This is a genomic window from Microlunatus spumicola (genome assembly GCF_039536445.1).
In the GTDB taxonomy this organism is placed as follows: domain Bacteria; phylum Actinomycetota; class Actinomycetes; order Propionibacteriales; family Propionibacteriaceae; genus Microlunatus; species Microlunatus spumicola.
Genome location: NZ_BAAAYR010000001.1, coordinates 1,519,256 through 1,538,158 on the forward strand (window position 1 = coordinate 1,519,256; position 18,903 = coordinate 1,538,158).

General features: G+C 74.0%; 17 protein-coding genes. 3 read left to right on the forward strand and 14 right to left on the reverse strand.

From position 1 onward, the window contains the following. Positions 1-232: 232 nt before the first annotated feature. The 3 genes from ABD665_RS06915 to ABD665_RS06925 form a co-directional block, all read right to left on the reverse strand. Entirely contained in the window at positions 233-1,015 is a 783-nt protein-coding gene (locus ABD665_RS06915) for a hypothetical protein (RefSeq protein ID WP_204911631.1), read from the reverse strand. After that, the gene (locus ABD665_RS06920; protein WP_204911630.1) at positions 1,015-1,980 is read right to left on the reverse strand and encodes a twin-arginine translocation signal domain-containing protein; all 966 of its coding nucleotides are present in this window, start codon (positions 1,978-1,980) and stop codon (positions 1,015-1,017) included. The genes ABD665_RS06915 and ABD665_RS06920 overlap by 1 nt, the downstream gene beginning before the upstream one ends. 198 nt (positions 1,981-2,178) lie before the next feature. Continuing rightward, positions 2,179-2,691, reverse strand: coding sequence for a hypothetical protein (locus ABD665_RS06925; RefSeq protein ID WP_204911629.1), 513 nt, complete (start codon positions 2,689-2,691; stop codon positions 2,179-2,181). A 56-nt stretch (positions 2,692-2,747) separates the two neighbouring features. On the opposite strand from ABD665_RS06925, the gene ABD665_RS06930 reads away from it, so the two are divergent. After that, positions 2,748-2,936, forward strand: a complete 189-nt coding sequence (locus ABD665_RS06930; protein WP_204911628.1) for a hypothetical protein — start codon at positions 2,748-2,750, stop codon at positions 2,934-2,936. Between the two features lie 150 nt (positions 2,937-3,086). Then, positions 3,087-3,827 (forward strand): SDR family NAD(P)-dependent oxidoreductase, encoded by a 741-nt coding sequence (locus tag ABD665_RS06935; RefSeq protein ID WP_204911627.1) that lies wholly within the window; start codon positions 3,087-3,089, stop codon positions 3,825-3,827. Positions 3,828-3,863: 36 nt separating this feature from the next. On the opposite strand, the gene ABD665_RS06940 is transcribed toward ABD665_RS06935, so the two are convergent. The 6 genes from ABD665_RS06940 to ABD665_RS06965 all read right to left on the reverse strand — a co-directional run bounded on the left by ABD665_RS06940 (position 3,864) and on the right by ABD665_RS06965 (position 12,995). Beyond that, positions 3,864-5,057: a glycoside hydrolase family 3 N-terminal domain-containing protein gene (locus tag ABD665_RS06940; RefSeq protein ID WP_204911626.1), complete on the reverse strand. Its 1,194-nt coding sequence runs from the start codon at positions 5,055-5,057 to the stop codon at positions 3,864-3,866. 114 nt (positions 5,058-5,171) lie between these two features. After that, entirely contained in the window at positions 5,172-6,701 is a 1,530-nt protein-coding gene (locus ABD665_RS06945; RefSeq protein WP_204911625.1) for a DUF5129 domain-containing protein, read from the reverse strand. Positions 6,702-6,821: 120 nt separating this feature from the next. Next, positions 6,822-7,322: a hypothetical protein gene (locus ABD665_RS06950; RefSeq protein WP_204911623.1), complete on the reverse strand. Its 501-nt coding sequence runs from the start codon at positions 7,320-7,322 to the stop codon at positions 6,822-6,824. Between the two features lie 105 nt (positions 7,323-7,427). Then, the gene (gene malQ / locus ABD665_RS06955) at positions 7,428-9,590 is read right to left on the reverse strand and encodes a 4-alpha-glucanotransferase (RefSeq protein ID WP_204911621.1); all 2,163 of its coding nucleotides are present in this window, start codon (positions 9,588-9,590) and stop codon (positions 7,428-7,430) included. 57 nt (positions 9,591-9,647) lie between these two features. Further along, entirely contained in the window at positions 9,648-11,828 is a 2,181-nt protein-coding gene (locus ABD665_RS06960) for a hypothetical protein (RefSeq protein WP_204911620.1), read from the reverse strand. Positions 11,829-11,858: 30 nt separating this feature from the next. Continuing rightward, positions 11,859-12,995, reverse strand: a complete 1,137-nt coding sequence (locus ABD665_RS06965) for a Gfo/Idh/MocA family oxidoreductase (RefSeq protein WP_204911619.1) — start codon at positions 12,993-12,995, stop codon at positions 11,859-11,861. A gap of 121 nt (positions 12,996-13,116) precedes the next feature. Between ABD665_RS06965 and ABD665_RS06970 the strand changes: the two genes are divergently transcribed. Continuing rightward, the gene (locus tag ABD665_RS06970) at positions 13,117-13,623 is read left to right on the forward strand and encodes a YfcE family phosphodiesterase (protein ID WP_204911618.1); all 507 of its coding nucleotides are present in this window, start codon (positions 13,117-13,119) and stop codon (positions 13,621-13,623) included. A 176-nt stretch (positions 13,624-13,799) separates the two neighbouring features. On the opposite strand, the gene ABD665_RS06975 is transcribed toward ABD665_RS06970, so the two are convergent. The 5 genes from ABD665_RS06975 to ABD665_RS06995 form a co-directional block, all read right to left on the reverse strand. After that, the gene (locus tag ABD665_RS06975) at positions 13,800-14,951 is read right to left on the reverse strand and encodes an amidohydrolase family protein (RefSeq protein ID WP_204911617.1); all 1,152 of its coding nucleotides are present in this window, start codon (positions 14,949-14,951) and stop codon (positions 13,800-13,802) included. Further along, entirely contained in the window at positions 14,948-16,294 is a 1,347-nt protein-coding gene (locus ABD665_RS06980; protein ID WP_204911616.1) for a type I glutamate--ammonia ligase, read from the reverse strand. Before ABD665_RS06980 ends, ABD665_RS06975 begins: the two co-directional genes overlap by 4 nt. A 51-nt stretch (positions 16,295-16,345) precedes the next feature. Then, complete coding sequence (locus ABD665_RS06985) at positions 16,346-16,576, reverse strand: hypothetical protein (protein ID WP_204911615.1); 231 nt, start codon at positions 16,574-16,576, stop codon at positions 16,346-16,348. A gap of 81 nt (positions 16,577-16,657) precedes the next feature. Further along, a complete protein-coding gene (gene rlmN / locus ABD665_RS06990; RefSeq protein WP_204914061.1) occupies positions 16,658-17,836 on the reverse strand; it encodes a dual-specificity RNA methyltransferase RlmN in 1,179 nt (392 codons plus the stop codon). A gap of 115 nt (positions 17,837-17,951) precedes the next feature. Beyond that, a complete protein-coding gene (locus tag ABD665_RS06995; RefSeq protein WP_344741586.1) occupies positions 17,952-18,818 on the reverse strand; it encodes a phosphatidate cytidylyltransferase in 867 nt (288 codons plus the stop codon). Between the last annotated feature and the right edge of the window lie 85 nt (positions 18,819-18,903).

Consider the following 18,903-nt stretch of genomic DNA (forward strand, 5'->3'; position numbering starts at 1 on the left):
CTCCAAACGACGGTCGGGCTAACGACGACTCGGGCGCCGCGAGATGACGGCGCGCCAAGCGGGCGAGCGGCGGCTCCGCGGCTCATTCAGCCGCCAGCCGCCAGCCGCCGCGTCGACGATGTCGCTCGAGGTCACTCCCACAGTTTCGTGGGCCAGCCGGAAACGAGGACTGTCCTGTGCCCGAAATCAAGAACACGCATCACCGGACCAAGCCGGGCGCGACGCCTGACGGCTAGGACAGACTGGCCTCGATCTGCGCGGCCAGGACTTCGGGTGCATTGATCCAGGCGGCTGACGGCGCATCGATCAGACGAAACCGGCCCTGCCGGGTCGGTTGCTGCTCTGCGAACCGTGCGAGCCCGGTCGACTTTCGGAACCAGACTTCTACGTCGTCGCCCCCATTGAGCCACGGCTGGTACCAGTCGAGGACCCGGCTACCGAGTCCCGAACTGTCATGCAGGTCGGAGTCGATCGGCTCTTTTCTCCGGGTGGCCTCCGCCATCGCGGTCGTCCACCGTCGCTGCTGGTCGTTCGACGCTAGGTCGCGGAACAAGCCTTCGGTTGCGTCGACTGATCGGCCTGAGGCGAACTGGGGGAGTCGCTTGGCGAAGGCGAGTGCTAGTCGCCCACTCGCTCGCGCTGCTGAGGCGACCGAGGCTGTCGAGGAGCCAGGGTTGGCGAGCAGGAACTTCTTCAGATCGGGCAGTTCCTTGACGAGGGGCCCGATATTTGGGTCGAGCATGACCAGTCCAGTTCTGGCGAACCAGCCGTGATCTGTGAAGGCGTGGACGGCTGGGCCGCAGGCACCGCCCACGGCAAGGGCAAGGTCCGTGTCGCCGGTGTCGAGTCGGCCGAGCTGCTCGTACAAGGCTGCGGCTTCGACGTCTTGGTCGTAGCTGTGAACGGGTACCGGTTCGAAGATCGTCGTGGAGATCCCGCGTTCGGCTAGTGCGGCGCGAAGGAGGTGCCACGCTGGATCGCCCAAGACGGGGTCGACTAGGAGAACTTGACTCATCAGAAGAAGCAAGTCTTAGCTGCCGCCACGGCGGACCCGCCGGCGCAGGCGATGCACGCCCAGCACTCGCTGTCGATGGCCAGCGTCGTCAAGAAGTCGAGCGGGTCGTTGACCACAATGTCGTAGCCGCAGTTGCTGCAGTGGTCCTTGCATTTGGTGGTCCGTGCCCCCACGGTGGCGACGAAGCACTTGACCCTGCTGCTTGCGCTGTCGGGGTGCACCAGGTTGGCGTGTCGTTCGAGCGTGGGAGAGGCGGCGGTGATGGCCCCGGAGCGGAAGTTGTTGGCGGCAACGACCTCGCCGTTGGGACGGGAATAGTGGAAGACGGGGTTGCGTCGGCTGAAGACCAGCGACATCGCTGCCTGGTCGGACGCGCTGTCGTCCGGCACGAGGGTAAGGGTCGCCGACCCGTCCGGTCCGCCGTGCACCAGCCCCGTCATCGACTCGTCAGCAAGCGTGATCCGGTAGGCCTTGTCGACCCTGCCGAACGAGGTAACAGCTGCGCGAGCTGAGGCAGACCGCCGGATGACAGCGTCGAGGTCTGCGCGACCAAGCACGGTCGGACGCTGACGCGGCGAAGAAGCGAGCGCGGGCTGAGAACCCACCACTGCAGCGACCGCGCCAGCAGCCAACCCCAGCAGAGCGTCCCTACGCGAGATGTGCAATCCACGGTCGCGACGTGCCGAGGTCTCGCGCTGCAGCATGGACGGCCACTCCCGCCAGCGGCGGACTCCGAGCATCTGAGCCATCTGCCACCGCAGACCCCAACCCTGCCATGTTCGGTCAGGGCCGTTGGGCTGTCGCCGTACGAGCGTCGGTGCCGATCCGTCCCAGTAGTCGGCCAGACCCCATCGGGCTGCGTCGGACCCGGAGACCACCTGAAGCTGAGGGAGGCTACTCAGGTCGGCGCCTATCTCGACGCACGCGCCGCAGCCGCCGTCGACCAGCAGGAAGAACTGCACCATCAGGACACCTCCTGACGAGGACCAGTTCGTCTGTTGCCCAGGCGATGTCTTGAATAGTCTGCCTAACAGTCAGGCGCGTCAAGAGCGCCTCAAAGGTGCTTCGCACGAGGGTCGGCATGCGTACTCCGCACGACGGTCGGGCTACGTGCGGTACGACGCCGGCTCATCTGGGGTCGAGCGGATTGGGAGCACCACCCTTCAGTCCTCCTTCGGCAGCTGCACCACGCGGTCCTCCAGCCCGTCGAGCGTCGCCAGCGTGAGAGTCACCCCGCCCTTCGCCAGACCGGCCCGCGGCCACGAAGTGATAAGCGTGACGCGCCCGTCAGAGGGCAATACATCGACCGCAACGCGGAACTCGCTGGTGTACTCGTCCTCCCCACCGCTGGCTGACTGCTCGAAGGGGTAGACGACGGCTTTTCGTCCGTCGATCTCGATGGTCAGGTCAAGCTCAGAACCACCCCTACCGAGCCACGAACCCTCACACCGACGCGTGCCCCGATCGTCCGGCTCTTCAAGAGACTGGCGCCCTGCGGCCTCAGCCTGAACGCCGACGGCGCGAAGGACCAGGTCCAGCTCCAGCCCGCCAGGGCGAGCGAAGATGCAGCGCACCGCGACCGCACTGCCGGGCGAGCGAGCGACGACTGCTGGACCGTGAACGACTGCTCCTAGAACCGTTGGGTCTCGCTCTTGCGGCCATCGCTCGAGTCCCACGGCGGGAAGGTACCCCGCGGTTACGCCGACCGGCGACAGGCCTGCTCCGACTCTCCATGCCGAAGAGCCGGGGAGCCGTCACCGCCCTGAGGTCGGTCGCGGCCGTCGCCGCCGCGCTGCACATCCCCGACCTCGTCGCCCGCAGGGCCACCGAGGACCGCGGCGGCGCCTGGCAGCTGCCGCCCGATCCCCAACGCACCGCCACGAGCACCGCGCCTCGGCGGCTCGGGGAGGGAGCGGCCTGACGACCGGTCGTCCCGGTGGACGCTCGGCACGCTCGCAGCCCCGCCGGGCAACAGGGGGTCTGCCACTCCTAGGAAGACGAGGGGCCTTCCTGCTGCGGGTGCCCGGACCGACGCTGGTCAGGTACCCATCAGCACGAGGAGAGAAGACGCATGAACATCGAAGGACGCACCGTCCTGGTCGTCGGCGGGACGTCGGGGATCGGGCTCGGGCTGGCCCGACGCTTCGCGGCCGCGGGGAGCACGGTCGTCGTGGGGGGCCGCCGGTCGGTGACTCTCGAGGGCCTCGACTCGCTCGAGGTCGACGTCACCGACGCGGGCTCCGTCCTGCGCGCCCGCGACGAGGTGCTCGCGAAGCACCCCGACCTCGACGTCGTGGTGACGATGTCGGGCGTCATGCTCCCGGAGGACCTCCGCGACCCCGTGCACTTCGCGCAGGCGCAGACCACGATCGAGGTCAACCTGCTGGGCACCATCCGGGTCGTCGACGCCTTCACGCCGCACCTCCTCGCCCGGGGCGGCGGCGACATCATCACGGTCACCTCCGGCATCGCGTTCCTGCCCTTCCCCCTGATGCCCACGTACGGCGCCTCGAAGGCCGGGGTGCACGCCTACACCGTGGCGCTCCGGGAGCACCTCCGTGGCACCGGCGTCGGCGTCACCGAGCTCGTCCCGCCCGCGGTCGCCACCGCCGGGCAGGAGCTCCTGAACCCGGCGGCGCTGCCGCTCGAGGGCTACCTCGACGAGGTCGTCGACCTCATCAGCGCCGACCCGACGCCGGACGAGGTCGTGGTCCGGGCCGCCCAGCGGCTGCGGTGGGCCGAGCGCGACGGCACGTACGCCGACCTCCTCGAGCAGCGCTCACGCTCGCTCGGCTCGCTGCGCGCGGGCTGAGCGCCAGGGCTGCCGGCGGGAGCCGGACCCTGACCGTCAGTCGAGGCGGCTGCGGAGCCGCCGTACGCGGAGGAGCGCCTCGAGGAACGCCCGCGCGTCGAGCCGGCGGTGCAGCAGAGCGTCCTTGAGGGCCGCCGCCACCGCGTCGCCCTGGGCGACGTCGCGGGAGGAGCACAGCAGGACGTCCATGCCGGCCTTCGCGGCGAGGACCGCGACCTCCGCGTCCGAGCCGAACGCGTCGAGGGACCCCGCCTCGAGCGCGTCGGTGATGGTCACCCCGCGGAACCCCAGCCGTCCGCGGAGCTCGTCCTTGATCACCCGGCGGGACAGCCCCGCGGGGCGCTTCGCGTCGAGCGCGGGGTAGATCGCCCACGACGCCATCACGAGGTCGATGCCCGCGCGGATCGACGGGACGAAGGCCGCCTCGTCGACGGTCCGCAGCTCCTTGAGACTCTGCGAGAGCGTCACCGCGGTGAGGTCGGTGTTCGCGCCGGCGGGTGCCGCTCCCAGCCCGGGGAAGTGCTTGGCCGTCGCGGCGATCCCCGCGGCCTGCTGCGCGGTGGCGAAGCGCATCCCGAGGTCGCCGGCGACCGTCGGGTCCGAGGAGAACGACCGGCCGAACTGGTCGTCGAAGTTGCCCTCCTCCCGGTAGACGTCGACCACGGGGGCGAGGTTGAGGTTCATCCCGGCGGCCTTGAGCCCGGCGGCGGCGCCGACCCCGGCCGCGGTGGCGGCGGCCTTCGCGTCCGGCTGCTGGCCGATCTCCTTCGCGGTGAGGAACGGCTCCTGGTCCTTGAGGCGGCGCACCACGCCGCCCTCCTGGTCGGTCATCAGCAGCAGGGGCGACCGCACCCGGCTCTGGGCGTGCGCGTGCCGGAGCTGGGCGACGACGCCGGCGATCTGCGTCGTGGAGGTGATGTTCTCGCCGAAGAAGATGATCCCGCCGACGCGCCCGGCACGGATCAGCCGGAGCAGCGACGCCGGGGGCGTGAGGCCGGGGTACGAGTAGACGACGAGCTGCCCGACGAGCTGGTCGAGCACCATCCCCGGGAACGCCGGTGACGCGAAGCGGGACGCGGCGGAGGCGGGAGCCGTCGCCACGCCGGCGAGCACCGCGCCGGCCGCCAGCGCTCCTCCCCCGGCGAGGGCGGCGCGTCGGGTGATGCGGTCGTCGGTCATGTTCGCCTCCAGGTCCTGGCGCTCCGTCGACGCCAGGTGACGACATTCCATTGCCCGCCTAAGCATGTCAAGCGTTCTCGCCGCCTCGCTGGTCGGCTTTCCGGCCCAGCCACGGTCGAGGACGGCGGTGGACGCGAGGGCTGGACGTCGTTCCCGCCGCCAGGGTCAGAAGCTCCCGGACCCGCCCGTCATCCCGCCGCCGCTGCCCGACGAGTCGGTGAACGTCGTCGTCGCGGCGGACCCGCCCCCGCCGAACCCACCGGCGCCGAAGGGGTCCGTGGCGGGCTGGGCGGACGGGTTCGGCGCCGCCGTCGCGGCGATCAGGTTGCCCAGCACGTACGGCGACAGGGTGGGGTCGTAGCCCGCGGACCCGCCCAGCAGCGACCGCTTCGACCGGTCGGACATGCCGCGCCCGACCGTACGGGCCGCCTCCTCGGCGAAGGTCCGGATCCGACGGTTCAACGCCCGCGCCTCGACCACGCCGTCCGTCGGACGGACCACCCCGGCGCGCACCGCCTGGTCGAGCGCGGAGGCGCTGGACTCCAGCGCGCCGGCCTCCGTCCGGACCTCGGTCAGCCGTCGTTCCGGCCGGTCCCCGGCCAGGGCGTCGACGCTGCTCACGAACGCGGCGAGCGGGGCCACGACGAGGCGGTCGAGCTCGGCGCCCCAGCGCTGCTCCCACCCGGGCTCGCGCGCCCAGAACCGCGCGTCGTCCACCCACGCCGTCAGCGTCCGCCCGGGCTCGAGCAGCGCCGCCAGCCGGGTGCGCGTCCCCGGGTCGACCCGCTGCGCCCGGGTCGGTCCGTCGGCGGCGAGCGCCTCGAGCGTGGTGACCGCCTCGGCCGGGTCGTACGTCCACGCCGCCCGGCCCGTCCGGTCCCGGGGCTGCTCGGGGTAGCCGGTCATCTGGACCTGCTCGGTGGCGTCGCGCCACTGCCGCAGCGCGTCGGCGACCGCGGCCGGCTCCGGGGTCCACGCCAGCAACGCCGCACGCCGCCGACGCCGCCGGACCACGGCAACCGCCGCGGCCGGGACGCCGATCAGGGCGCCCAGCACCGCGAGGCCGCCGAGGATCGGCCCTGCCTGCACCGACGAACCCGTGCCGGTGGAGGTCGGCTCGTCGTCGGGATAGGCGGGTTCGGGGTCCTGCTCGTCGGGGTCGCTGCTGCCCGTGCCCCCGCCGGCCGCCGTGACGGCCAGCGCCTTCTTGGCGCCGCGGACCACCACGGCGTCCCAGCGTCCGGCCCGGGCGTCCGGGCGGACGGCGTTCACGACGTCCTCGACCCCGTCGGCGTCGAGGTCGACGTCGTCGCCGGCGTACACCCCGACCTGGCGCACGTCCGGCGAGACGGCGATCAGGATCAGGCCGTCGCGCAGCCCGCCGCCGTCGGGGTCGAGGACGGCCGCGTCGTCGTGGTCCTCCAGGTAGGTCAGCACGTCGTCGTCGTAGCCGTCCTTGGACACGTCCGCGTCGTCGCCGGTGGTGAGGACCGCGACGTGGACCCCGGCCCCGTTGCGCAGCGCGTTGATGTCGTGGACGACCTGCTTGTCGTCGAGGATGCGGCCGTCGTCGAGGATCAACGACGCGCGGGTCGTCGGTGCCGCGGCGGTGGCGGTGCCGGCCGTGGCGGCCGGTACGGCGACGAGCAGGGCGACCGCGAAGAGGAGACCCACGGCACGGCGACCCAGAGACATCCGACGCTCCTCGACGGGACGGTGCGGCCCGAGGTCTCGGACGCTAGCAGTGTCGGCGTGCAGCCACGAGCCGACGCGACGTCGCACGTCGCCGGCAGCGCGGGTGCGTCGAAGACCCCGTCACGCTCGGTCGTCGGGTTCCGGGGGACCGCCCTCACCGTCCGCCGCGTTCGCCGCGTCCGACGCCTCGTCGTAGGCGGCGGACCGGTCCGCGTGGTCGGGGCCGATCATGATCCCGCTCTGCTGCCGCTGGAAGCAGTACAGGTCGATCATCAGGGGCCCCGGGTGCCACAGGCAGGCGGGTTCGGTGGCCGTCCCCCACTCCTCCAGCGGAGGCCCGAGCCGCCGGCTGACGTAGTCACGCACCGCCGCGTAGCCAGCGCGCGCCCGCTCGCCGTTCTCGACCGGCTCGTCGTACGCGAAGAGCGTCAGGCCGAGGAACTCGCCCCGGAATGTCGTCGCGGTCCCGCCCAGCCCCTCCGCCAGGTCCGAGGCGAACCAGCGCCGCTCCGCCCCGGGGACGCTGTCGTCGGACCGCGGGCTCTCGACGTCGTGCAGGCCGAGCTCGTCGAAGAAGACGAGCCGCTCCTCCTCGGTCGTGGGCCACGCGAGCTCGGTCATCCTCACGACCAGGCTCGCCAGGTCCGCGGCGGACGGCTCCAGGTCGACCGTCGGCCCGTCGTCGCGTGCGTCGCCCGACGGCTCGGCACGAGGCTCGGGAGGCACTCAGCCCTCGAGGACGGCGAGCAGGGACCGTACGCGGGGGCTCGTGAACACGTCCTCGAGCAGCACGGGGCGGCCGTCGGCGTCGGTCAGCGGAACCCGCCAGTTCGGGTACTCGTTCGTGGTCCCCGGCTGGTTCTGGGCGCGCCGGTCCCCCACCGCATCGGTGAGCGCGACGTTCAGCAGGCGGGCGGGGGTCAGCGTCAGGTAGCGGTGCAGCGCCTCGACCGTCTCCTGCACGCCGGCCCCCGGAGCCAGCACGCCGGACGCCCGGAGGCGGTCGAGCCAGGCGTCGCGCTCGGCCTCGTCGAGCGCGAGCTCCTCCTCGAAGGGCCGGGTCAGCACGCCCAGCCGCTCCCGCAGCCGGACGTGGTCGCCCACGAGGTAGGCCGTCGTCGGCGGCAGGTCATGGGTGGTGACCGAGGCCAGGCAGTACTCACGCCAGAGCTCGGGCGCGAGCGGCGCGCGGTCGGCGTCGAGGTCGTACTCGAACCACAGGATCGAGGTGCCGAGGATCCCCCGCTCGGCGAGGTCGTGGCGCACCCACGGCTCCACCGTCCCCAGGTCCTCGCCGACCACGAGCGCGCCGGCCCGGTGCGCCTCGAGCGCGAGGATGCCGACCATCGCCTCGTGGTCGTAGCGCAGGTAGGTGCCCGCCAGCGGACCCGCGCCCTTGGGGATCCACCACAGCCGGAACAGCCCGATGACGTGGTCGACCCGGATGCCGCCCGCGTGCCGCAGGATCGTCGACACCATCGCCCGGTAGGGGGCGTACGCGGTCTCGGCGAGCCGGTCCGGGCGCCACGGCGGCTGGCTCCAGTCCTGGCCGTTCTGGTTGTAGGGGTCCGGCGGCGCGCCGACCGTGATGCCCTGGGCGTACGTGTCCTGCAGGCTCCAGGCGTCGGCGCCGCGCGGGTTCACGCCCACGGCCAGGTCGTGGAGGACCCCGAGGCGCATCCCGGCGCGCAGCGCGGCCGACTGGGTGGCGTCGAGCTGCTCGTCGAGCGCCCACTGCAGCCAGCACTCGAAGGCCACCTCGTCGGGGTGCGCGTCGACCCACGCCTGCACCTCGGGCGACGTCGGGTGCCGCAGCCCCGCGGGCCAGGTCAGGTAGTCGGGGCCGAGCTCGGTGGCGACGGCCGACCAGGTGGCGAAGTTCGCAAGACCCTCGCCCTCGCGCTCGCGGTAGGCGTCGAAGGCCGCCTGCCGCCCGGCCGTCCGGGGCACGGCGAAGAGCGCCTGCAGCGCCGCCCGCTTGGCGGTCCAGGTGGTGTCGCGGTCGATGACGTCCCGCCCGGCGAGCGCCTTGCCGAGGTCCCGCCCGAGCCCGGCGATGGTCGCCCGGACGGCGTCCGGCGCGGTCGCGTGCTCGGGGATGCGCTCGACGCGCAGGTAGATCGGGTTCGCGAAGCGGCGCGACGTCGGGAGGTAGGGCGACGGCTCGAGCGGCGGCACGGGCTCCGCGGCGTGCAGCGGGTTCACCAGGACGTAGTCGGCGCCGGTCTCCGCGGCCGACCAGACGGCCAGGTCCTCGAGGTCGACGAGGTCGCCGACGCCCCACGAGTGCTCGGAGCGGACGCTGTAGAGCTGCGTCGCGACGCCCCAGCCGCGGTGGTCGCCGAGCGAGGCCGGCATCCCGAGCCACGCCGGCGTGACAATCAGTTCCATGGCGTCCTCGTGCACCACCCCGGCCCCGTCCGTGCTCCGCGCGCGCAGCGTGTGATAGCCGAGCGGCAGCGCGTCCGGGACCTCGAAGGTCGCCTCCCCCACCGGGCCGCCGCCGGGGTACGGGCCGTCCACGTCGCGCGGCGGGCTCCAGTTCTCGAGCTGGCGCAGGTGCTCCCACACGCCGCCGGTCTCGAGGTCGATCCAGACCTCCAGCCCGTCACCGTGCCGGACGTGCACGTTCAGGTAGGCGGTCCGGCCCGAGCGCAGCGCGAGGCAGGGCGGGAGCATGCGCGTCCACGGCTCCTGCTCCTTGACCCCGAGCGCCTCGTACGCGGCCTCGGGCGTGCTCGCGTCGACGTCGAGCGCCGCGAGGACCGCTCGCACCGTGCTGGCCGGGACCACCACGTGGCGGCCCTGCCAGTCCCAGTAGTCGGTGGCGATCCCGTACGCGTCCGCCAACGCCTTGAGGGCCGGGTCGAGGGTGTCGGACTCGCTCATGGGCGACCATCATGCCGTCCACCGCAGGGGTGGCTCGGTGTGCGTCCGGGGGACGCGTCAGCGCAGGCCCCGGGCCTCCCGCGAGGCCGCCCGGGCCCCGAAGATGTCGCCGCCGCGGAGGCGGGCGCCCGACAGGTCCTCCAGCGCCGTGCGGAGCCGGGCCCCGTACGCGCCCGGGTCCGTCGCGTGGCGACCGCGGAGCACGACGACGAGCGCCTCGGCCGCCGCGCGCACCTCACGACGACCACCGTTCGCGCGGGCGTCGCGCAGGGCCTGTTCCGCGCGCTCGAGGTCGTCGGGAGCGGTGGGTTGGGGCTCGGGTTCGGGTTCGGGTTCCGGGGTTGGCTGGGGTTCCGGGGTCGGCTCGGGCTCGGGCGCCGGCTCGGGCTCAGGGGTCGGCTCGGGCTCGGGTGCCGGCTCGGGCTCGGCGACCGGTGCCGGCTCGGTCGCGGCCTCGGGCCTGCCGGTGGGCTCCGGCGCCCCGGAGGATGCGGGCTCGGGGGACGTCGGCGCGTCGGCCTCGTCGAGGAGAGCGCGCTCGGCCAGGAGGCGGTCGCGTTCCGGTTCCTCGGCCGCGTCGAGCTCGTCCAGTCGGGCGTCGATCTCGGCGCGCCGCACGGCACGTTCCTCGCGCTCGCGAGCGTCGACCTCCGCCTGGTGCTCCCGGAGGCGTTCTTCGCGGCGCCGTTTGCGCTCCGCCTGCTCGGCCTCCTCGGCCTCGTGGCGCCGGGCCTCCTCGCGCTCGGCCTCCGCGGCCTCCGCCGAGGCACGGGCCGCCGCCTCCGCCAGGGCCGCCTGCTGGGCGCGAGCGTCCTCGGCCGCGCGCTCCTCCGCCTCGTGACGCGCCTGCTCGGCACGCTCGGACTCCTGCCGACGGGCCTCCGCGCGCTCCTGCTCGAGCCAGGTGGGGACGGCGGGTGCCGGTCCGCCGGCGGCGACGAGCGGGGCCCCGTACGCACGCTCCGGGTCGAGCGGTGACCAGGTCACGGCGTCGCCGCGGCCCACCACGCCGCGGGCCTGGTCCTCCGGCACCTGGCCGGTCGCGCCGGTCGCCTCGGCCTGGGCGGCGGAGGCGGCCTCCTCGAGGCCCTCGGCGCGCAGCGTCTCGGCCAGCGCGGCCTGGACGACGGCGCGCACCGCCGGTCCGGCGGCCTCGCCCTCGCCGGCCAGCAGCCCCCGCAGCGGCCCGGCCGGGACCGGTCGGCCCACGGCCAGCGACGTCCGCGCGAGCACCGCGGCCGCGAGGAGCCGGGGCCCGACCGCCACCGCGCGGTCGGCCGCCGCGGTCTGCGCCTGGCCCGCGGTGTCGTACGCCTCCTCGACCCGCTCGGCCCGCAGCAGGTCCGCCGCGAGGTCGGTCAGGGCCGCGGCGAGCGCGCCCCGGAACGTCTCCGAGCGGGCGGCGAGGGCCTGCAGCCGGCCGACGAGGAACCGGCGGTTCGTGAGCGCGAGGTCCAGCTCCCCCACCGCGCCGAGCCGGTCGGCGAGGTCGCGGTAGAGACCCGGCAGCGGTTCGCCGAGGCGCTCGGCCAGGGCCGGTGCGAGGCGCGCGGGATCGGTCAGGCGGTCGCCGACGACCCCCTCGTACGCCTCCTTGGCCGCGTGCAGGAAGCCGAGCGACTGCTCCGTGCGGTTGGCGGCCCAGCGGGTGTCGGAGGCGAGCCGGTCGAGGTCGACCAGGCCGAACCCGACCTCCGCGGGCGGCGGGCCATCGACGGCGAGGGCCGCGTCGGCGTAGGCGTTGGCCGTCGCGACGTCCCCGCCGGCCAGCGCGACCCGGGCGGCCACGGCGAGGGCGCGGCGGCCGGTCTCGCCGGACAGCGCCACCGTCGTCCCCGCCTCCGCGACCTGGCTGCGGATCCCGTCCCAGGACTCGAGCGTCGCGCCGGCGGCGTCGACGAGGCCGACGGCGGACTGCAACGTCGCGAGCTGGACGAGGGCGGTGCCGCAGCGCACGGCGTCGGGCGCGCTGCTGTAGGGACCGATCGGACCGGTCGACAGCAGCAGGTCCGCGGAACGCTTGACCGCCTCCTGCGCGTCGGCGCCGGCCGCCGCGTACGCGTGCCCGTCGAGCCGGTGCGCGACGAGGGCGTTCAGGGCGTCGACGAGCTCGGGCAGCCGGCTGGCGTCGGTGCTGAGCCAGCCGCGGAGGCGCTGCACCTGCGAGGCGAGCGCCTTCCCGGCCTGGGCGTACGCGTCCTTGGGCTGCTGGGTGGACTTCGGCTGGCGTGCGGGCATCGTCCGCCTAGTCCACCACGCGAGGGGCGCTCAGGCCCACGGCTGCCGCTCGACGCGGATGACCTCCCCGGTCGCGACGGCCTGCTCGATGGCCATCCCGACCGCGTGGTCCTGACAGGCCTCGCGCAGCGGGTAGGGCCCGTCGCCGCCGTCGCGGACCCAGGCGCCGGTGCGGTCGAGGAGCACCGCGACGCCGAGGTCGTCGTCGGTCAGCCGGCCGCCTTGGAAGGCGTTGCGCCAGACCACGCGGCCCTCGAAGGTGAGGTGCGTGAGGTCGAGGCCCTGGTAGTCCATGCCGACGCCGGTCGTCACGCGCTGCAGCGACGACGTGACCGGCGTGGTCGCGTCGGCGAGGTGCACGACGGTGGTGTCGGCGATCTCGCCGGCCGAACCGCGGACGAGCAGGTGGTCGGGTCGCAGCGGGTTCCACCACTGGTTGTCGGTGAAGTCGTAGCGCCCGAGGCGGCCGTCGCCGAAGTCGAGCCAGGCCAGCAGGTTCGCGGCCAGGTGCGGCTCCTCGTCGTAGGTCCACCCGGCCGGGGTGAGGGGGTTCACGAGGGTCCCGGGGTAGGAGCGGCCGACGACCTCGACGGGTGCGTCGGCGCCGACCCGCAGGTAGGAGCGCATCATCGCGACCGCGTGGTAGAGGTGCGTGGAGGAGACGAGGACCGAGCTCGGGGTGCCGATCACGCCCTCGTCCACGAGGGCCAGACGGGCCGCGTCGAGGGGCATCAGCGCGTACTGCTCGGCCACCTGCACCAGCCCGGACGCGCCGACGTCGGCCCACAGGGCGTGCAGGCCCGCGAGGTCCGGGGCCGGCGGGGTCTCGGTCAGGACCGGGATCCCGCGGGCCACGAGCGTGCGGACCAGGTCCGGGGTCACCGGCCACGGGACGCTCAGGACGACGAAGTCGGGCCGCTCAGCCGCCAGCGCCTCATCCAGGTCGGCGTGGACCGCAACACCCCAGTCGCGCCGGGCCCGTTCCTGCGAGGCCTCGGAGTGGGCCACGATTCCGGTGACGCCGAAGCGGTCGGGCAGCATGGCGGCGAGCCGCAGGTACGGTTCCGCGCGCCAGCCCGTCCCCACGACGAGGTAGGTCGTGCGCACCGGCGGTTCGCGCCGTTTGCTGGTGATGGCGGTGGGCAGCGGGGCGGGTGCGGGGTGCATGGTCCCGAGTCTTCCCGCTCGATCCGTGCACCGAGGGGGCGCCTGGGCTCCGGCGGCACGCTCAGGTCGGCAGCCCCGACGCGATCCCGGTGCACGGATCGAGCGCTGGGAGGATGAGCCCGTGCGCGTCGTCCTCGTCTCCGACACCCATGCGCCGCGCTTCTGGAAGGGCCTGCCGCCGGCCGTCGCCGCGCACCTCGCCGGCGCGGACCTGATCCTGCACGCGGGTGACGTGTGCGTCCCCTCCGTGCTCGATGAGCTGGCGGCGTACGCGCCGGTGGTCGTGGTGCAGGGCAACAACGACGGCGCTGAGGTCGCGGCGTGGGGCGCCGAGGAGACGTGGCAGGGCGAGCTCGACGGCCTGCGGGTCGCGATGATCCACGACGCCGGGCCGAAGCAGGGCCGGACGGGTCGGATGCACCGGCGGTTCCCGGAGGCGGAGCTCGTCGTGTTCGGGCACTCGCACATCCCGCTCGACGAGTCCGAGACCTGGTCCGAGGGGACGAGCGTCCGGATCGTCAACCCCGGCTCCCCCACCGACAAGCGGCGTCAGCCGTTCCGCACCCTCGGCCTCCTGGACGTCACCGCCGGACGCATCGAGCGCTTGGAGATCGTCCCGCTCCCCTGACCCGGACAGGCGCCGAACCCCATCCCTCCTGACGCCGCAGCCTGACGCCTGCGGCCCGACTTCTCTGACCAGTGGTCAGTCGGGCGCCGCAACACGCCGCTGCCGGCTTGCGAAGTGACCACTGGTCGCCCAGGGCCCGGGGAGCAGGGGGCGCGGAGCAGGGGGCGTGGCGGGCCTCAGTCCAGGTCGTACGCGCGACGGGCGTTGTCGCGGCCGACCAGGGTGGCGACGCGGCGGGCGTCGTCGACCGACCAGTCGCCGGCCTCGACCCAGCCGCCGAGGACCTGCGCCATCGCGTTGCGCCACAGCCGGGCGCCGAGGTGGTGCAGCTCCGCGGGCCCGGCGGCGTCGGAGGAGTAGAGCACCTGACGGAACGGTGCGAGCTCGAGCGAACGGGCGACGACGCCCGGCGCGCGGGCACCCAGGAAGTGGGTGGCCAGGCCGACGTCGAGGTGCACCTCGGGGAAGGCCTGCGCGAGGTAGCCGGCGTGGCGCTCGTACGGGTAGCAGTGCAGCAGCATCACGGGCACGCCGCGCACCTCGGGGCGGCGCAGCAGGTCGGTCAGGAGCAGCGGGTCGACCGAGGCGAGGTCGAGGTCCCGGTCGCCGAACCCGACGTGCAGCTGCAGCGGCCGCCGCGTGCGCAAGGCGGCGTACAGGCCGGAGACGACCAGCGTCGGGTCGTCGAGCCGCGGTGCGGCGCCGTCCTCGAGGCCGGCCTGCCACCGCCGAGCGGCCTCGGCGACGGCCTCCGGCGCGGGCGGGGCGAGGTCGACGGCGAAGCCGCAGCGGTAGGCGATCACCGACTTGAACCCGACGCACCGCCTGGCGGCGTCCTCGACCCGGGCCGCGAAGGCGTCGGCCCAGTCCGCCGGGTCGTCCAGCGTCGGCAGCAGCTCCTCGGCCAGCGTCTCGAGGCGGACGATCTCGCGACCCGTGCCGCCGCCCAGCGCCGCGAGCCCGGCCGGCGACGACAGGTCCCGGCTCCAGCCGGTGTCGACGAGCCAGTCGGAGACGTTCGTGCCGTCGAGCAGGCGGCGGGCGACCTCGGTCTCCCCCAGCTCCGCGCGGCGCCGCAGGTAGGTCTCGGGGGCCGGGTGCGGCTCGAGATCGAGCAGCGGGGCGCACCAGCGCCGCACCGCGAACCCGAGCTGGGTGTCCCAGGCCGAGGACGGGTCGGCGAGCGGAGCGGTGTCGGCCTCGTTGAAGGCGTTGGCGAGACGGGCCGCGTCCGCGTCCTCGGTCCACACGCCGTGCACGTGGTGGTCGACGAGCGCGAGCTGCTCGAGGTGCTCGGCGAGCCCGTGGACGCCGCCCGGCGGGGTCACGCCGACCACACCAGCCGCAGCCGGGCGGCGACCTCGACGACGTCCGCGTCCCCGAACGTCCGCAGCTCGAGGCGCCGGACGGCCACCGTGGTGTCGACCACCGGGTCGCCGAGCAGCCGACGCGCCAGGTCGGAGCGGTCGAGCGCGTCGACGACGGTCCCGGGGTCGGACGGCAGCAGGACGAGCCCGGCGCCGGCGCGGTCGGCCTCGGCCACCGTGCTCGGGTCGGTCGTGACCTCGGCCGGCAGGTCCGCGCCGCGCTCGATGCCGTCGAGCGCGAGCGCGAGCACCGCGGCGGAGGCGAGGTAGACGCAGGCCGACGGGTCGACGACCTTGACCTCGACGTTCGCGCCGTACGGGTTGCCGGGCGTCGCGGCGAGGTAGCGGACGGCGGCCTCGCGGTTCTCGGTGCCCCAGCAGCGGAACGCGCCGGACCAGCCGCCGGGGACCAGCCGGGTGCCGGAGAGGACGGAACCGCCCAGGAGGGCCTGGACGTCGCCGAGGCCGTCGACGAGCCCGCCGAGGGCGGCGCCTCCGTCCGCCGTGAGGCCGTGCGGGCCCGTGCCGCCGGAGAAGATCGGCGCGCCGTCGCGGGTCAGGGACAGGTGCTGGTGGGCGCCGCTGCCGACGGTCCCCGGGAACGGGGCCGGGGAGAAGGACGCACGGACGCCGTGGCGGCGTGCGACCTGGCCGATCACGACGCGGACGAGGGTCGCGCGGTCCGCGGCGCGGACCGGGCTCGCCGGCGGCAGGGACAGCTCTAGCTGCTGGCGGCCGTACTCGGCGTGCACCTGCTCGAGCGGCACCCCGGCCGCCGCGCAGGCGGCGACGAGGTCGTCGACGAACGCGGCGTGGTCGAGCAGCCCGCTCACCCCGTACGGGACCCACGAGCCCGCCTCCAGCGGCGACCCGTCCGGATGCACGAGGACGAGCTCGAGCTCGTGGCCGACGAGCGCCTCCAGCCCGGCGTGGGCCAGGCGCTCCTCGACCCGACGCAGGGCGGTGCGCGGGCACGTCGGCACCGGTTCGCCCTCCTGAGTCACGATGTCGACCGGGCCCCAGGCCAGGCCGTCACCGAGCACGGCGACGGCGGCGGGGTCGATCCGGAGCCGCCGGTCGCCGACCGCGCTGACCGAGCCGGTGAAGGCGATGCCGCCGTCGACGGTGAACACGTCCCAGACCGGCGCCGAGCCCAAGCCGGCCCCCGCGAACGCGTCGAGGCGTTCCACCGGGACCGACTTGGCCAGCACGAGCCCGGAGGCGTTGACCATGGTCCCGACGACCGTCCGGACGCCGGCGGCGGCGAGCGCCGCGGCCACGTCGGTGAGGGCCGGGTCAGACAACGGGGACCTCCACGAAGATCATGTCCGTCACCCTAGAGCGGCGGGTGCACCTCAGAGCCAGCGGACGTCCGTGCTCGCGAACGTCAGCTCGGAACAGCCGTCCGTCGTCGAAGTCCCCTGAGCGAGACGGACGACCACCGCACTGCCGTCCATGCGCAGGTGCTCCCCACGGAGCCAGAGCTCGAACGGGAAGACCGTGGCGTCGTCGAAGGTGAGCTCCGTCAGCACCGGCGCCTTCTCGACGATCCGGCGCGCCCGACCGCCGGCGTCCACCGTCGTCACGTCGAGCCAGCCGGGAAGGCCCGGTCAGACCAGCCGACCGCGGTCGCCCGCACGATCAGGGCCGTCACCCGTCTGCCGCGCTCAGCCCCGGCGCGCCGGGACCTGAACGGACGCGTCGATGTCGGCGCTGCCCGCCGCGAGCTGGCCGCAGGCGCCGTCGATCTCGCGGCCGCGGGTGTCGCGCACCGTGACGGGGACGCCGCGGGCCTGGAGGCGACGGACGAACTCGTCCTCGTCGCGACGGCGCGAGGCCGTCCACCGCGAGCCCGGGGTCGGGTTCAGCGGGATGAGGTTCACGTGCACCCAGCCCCACGTGCCGCGCCGCCGCAGCACCTTGGCGAGCTGCTCGGCCCGCTGCGGCTGGTCGTTCACGTCGCGGATGAGGATGTACTCGATCGAGACGCGGCGCTTGGTCGTCTTCGCGTACTCCCAGGCGGCGTCCACGACCTCGTCGACGTTCCAGCGGGTGTTCACGGGGACGAGCTCGTCGCGCAGCTCGTCGTCCGGCGCGTGCAGGGACAGCGCGAGCGTGACCGGGATGCCCTCGGTCGCGAGCTCGTGGATGCGCGGGACCAGCCCCACCGTCGAGACGGTGATGCCGCGCGCGCTCATGCCGAGCCCGTCGGGGTTGGGCGTCGTCAGCTGGCGGAGCGCACCGGAGACGGCCTTGTAGTTGGCCAGCGGCTCGCCCATGCCCATGAACACGACGTTGCTGACCCGCGGCGTACGGCCCGCCTCCGCGTCGGCGAGCGTGCCCTGCGCGAGCTTGCGCGCGCCGTCGACGACCTGCTCGACGATCTCAGCGGTGCTCATGTTGCGCTGCAGCCCGCCCTGGCCCGTGGCGCAGAAGGGGCAGGCCATGCCGCAGCCGGCCTGGCTCGAGACGCACATCGTCACGCGGTCCGGGTAGCGCATGAGCACGCTCTCCACGAGCGCGCCGTCGTGCAGCTTCCACAGCGACTTGACCGTGTCGCCGTCGTCGCAGGTCAGCTCGCGCACGGGCGTCAGCAGCGGCGGCATGAACGTCGACGCCAGCTCGCCGCGGACGGCGACGGGCAGGTCGGTCCACGTGTCGGGGTCGTCGCGCAGGCCCTCGAAGTAGTGCGCCGAGAGCTGGCGGGCGCGGTAGGCCCGGTGACCGGCGGCCTCCATCGCGCCGCGTCGCTGCGCGGGGTCGAGGTCGGCCCAGTGCACCGGCGGCTTGCCGCGGCGCGGAGCCGTGAACACCAGGGGCAGGGTCGAACGGTCCGGCGGCTGCACGTACTCCGGGATCGTGACGTCGGACGCGTCGGTGCCCGGCGCGGTGGCGTCGGGCGTACGAGCGGGCGTGCGGGCCTCGGAGCTGGACAGGTCGGGGGATCCTGTGACGCTCACGTCAGCCTCCAGGGACGAGGATGTACATGATGAGCCAGGCTACCGGGGCCGCCACAAGGAGGCTGTCGAGCCGGTCCATGACCCCGCCGTGCCCCGGCAGGAACGAGCTCATGTCCTTGATGCCGAGGTCGCGCTTGATCATCGACTCGATCAGGTCGCCGCAGGTGCCGACCGCCACGAGCGCCACCCCGATCAGGACGCCGATCCACACGTGGACGTGCAGGCCGAGCACCGCGGTGCAGATCCCGGCCACGATGCCGAAGACGAGCGAGCCCGCGAGCCCCTCCCAGGACTTCTTGGGGCTGATGTTCGGCGCCATCGGGTGCTTGCCCATCAGGACGCCGAAGACGTAGCCGCCGGTGTCGCTCATCACGACGACGAGGATGAACATGACGAGGCGGGCCCCGCCGTTCTCCCCCGCGAGCATGAGCGCCGTGAACGAGCCCAGCAGCGGCACGTAGCAGATGATGAACAGGCTGGCCGCGGCGTCCTTCACGTAGCCGTGGGCGCCTCCCGGCATGCGCCAGACCAGTGCGGCGAGCACGGTGAGCGCGAGGGCGCCGAGCAGCACGCTGGTCGTCGAGAAGACGACCGGGCGCTGGATGCCCGCGAGGTACGACCCGATCGCGATGCCGACCGTCCCGACCATGATCGGGATGATCGCCGCGTTCATGCCCTGGCGCTTCAGCGCGGCGTGCAGCTCGCGGGAGCCCAGCACGAGCGCCACGGCGACGAGCAGGACGAAGGCCGGCTTGAAGAACAGCAGGCTGAGCACGACGTACGCGCCGAGCCCGACCCCGATGCCGATGGCCTTCGGCAGGTCGCGGCCCGCACGGTTCGTCTTGATCGCGGTCGCGCCCGTGCTCACCGGGGTCGTCCTGGGGGTCGCCCCGGCAGGGTCGGTCGCCTCAGGCTGCGAGGCGGGGTCGGCGCTCATGCGCGAGGAAGGACGG

What these genes read in the sequence shown, in the direction of transcription:
- ABD665_RS06915 (WP_204911631.1), bottom strand. Translation starts at nt 1,015, where the DNA reads ATGAGTCAAGTTCTCCTAGTCGACCCCGTCTTGGGCGATCCAGCGTGG.
- ABD665_RS06920 (WP_204911630.1), bottom strand. Translation starts at nt 1,980, where the DNA reads ATGGTGCAGTTCTTCCTGCTGGTCGACGGCGGCTGCGGCGCGTGCGTC.
- ABD665_RS06930 (WP_204911628.1), top strand. Translation starts at nt 2,748, where the DNA reads ATGCCGAAGAGCCGGGGAGCCGTCACCGCCCTGAGGTCGGTCGCGGCC.
- ABD665_RS06935 (WP_204911627.1), top strand. Translation starts at nt 3,087, where the DNA reads ATGAACATCGAAGGACGCACCGTCCTGGTCGTCGGCGGGACGTCGGGG.
- ABD665_RS06940 (WP_204911626.1), bottom strand. Translation starts at nt 5,057, where the DNA reads ATGGAATGTCGTCACCTGGCGTCGACGGAGCGCCAGGACCTGGAGGCG.
- ABD665_RS06945 (WP_204911625.1), bottom strand. Translation starts at nt 6,701, where the DNA reads ATGTCTCTGGGTCGCCGTGCCGTGGGTCTCCTCTTCGCGGTCGCCCTG.
- ABD665_RS06950 (WP_204911623.1), bottom strand. Translation starts at nt 7,322, where the DNA reads ATGACCGAGCTCGCGTGGCCCACGACCGAGGAGGAGCGGCTCGTCTTC.
- malQ (WP_204911621.1), bottom strand. Translation starts at nt 9,590, where the DNA reads ATGAGCGAGTCCGACACCCTCGACCCGGCCCTCAAGGCGTTGGCGGAC.
- ABD665_RS06960 (WP_204911620.1), bottom strand. Translation starts at nt 11,828, where the DNA reads ATGCCCGCACGCCAGCCGAAGTCCACCCAGCAGCCCAAGGACGCGTAC.
- ABD665_RS06965 (WP_204911619.1), bottom strand. Translation starts at nt 12,995, where the DNA reads ATGCACCCCGCACCCGCCCCGCTGCCCACCGCCATCACCAGCAAACGG.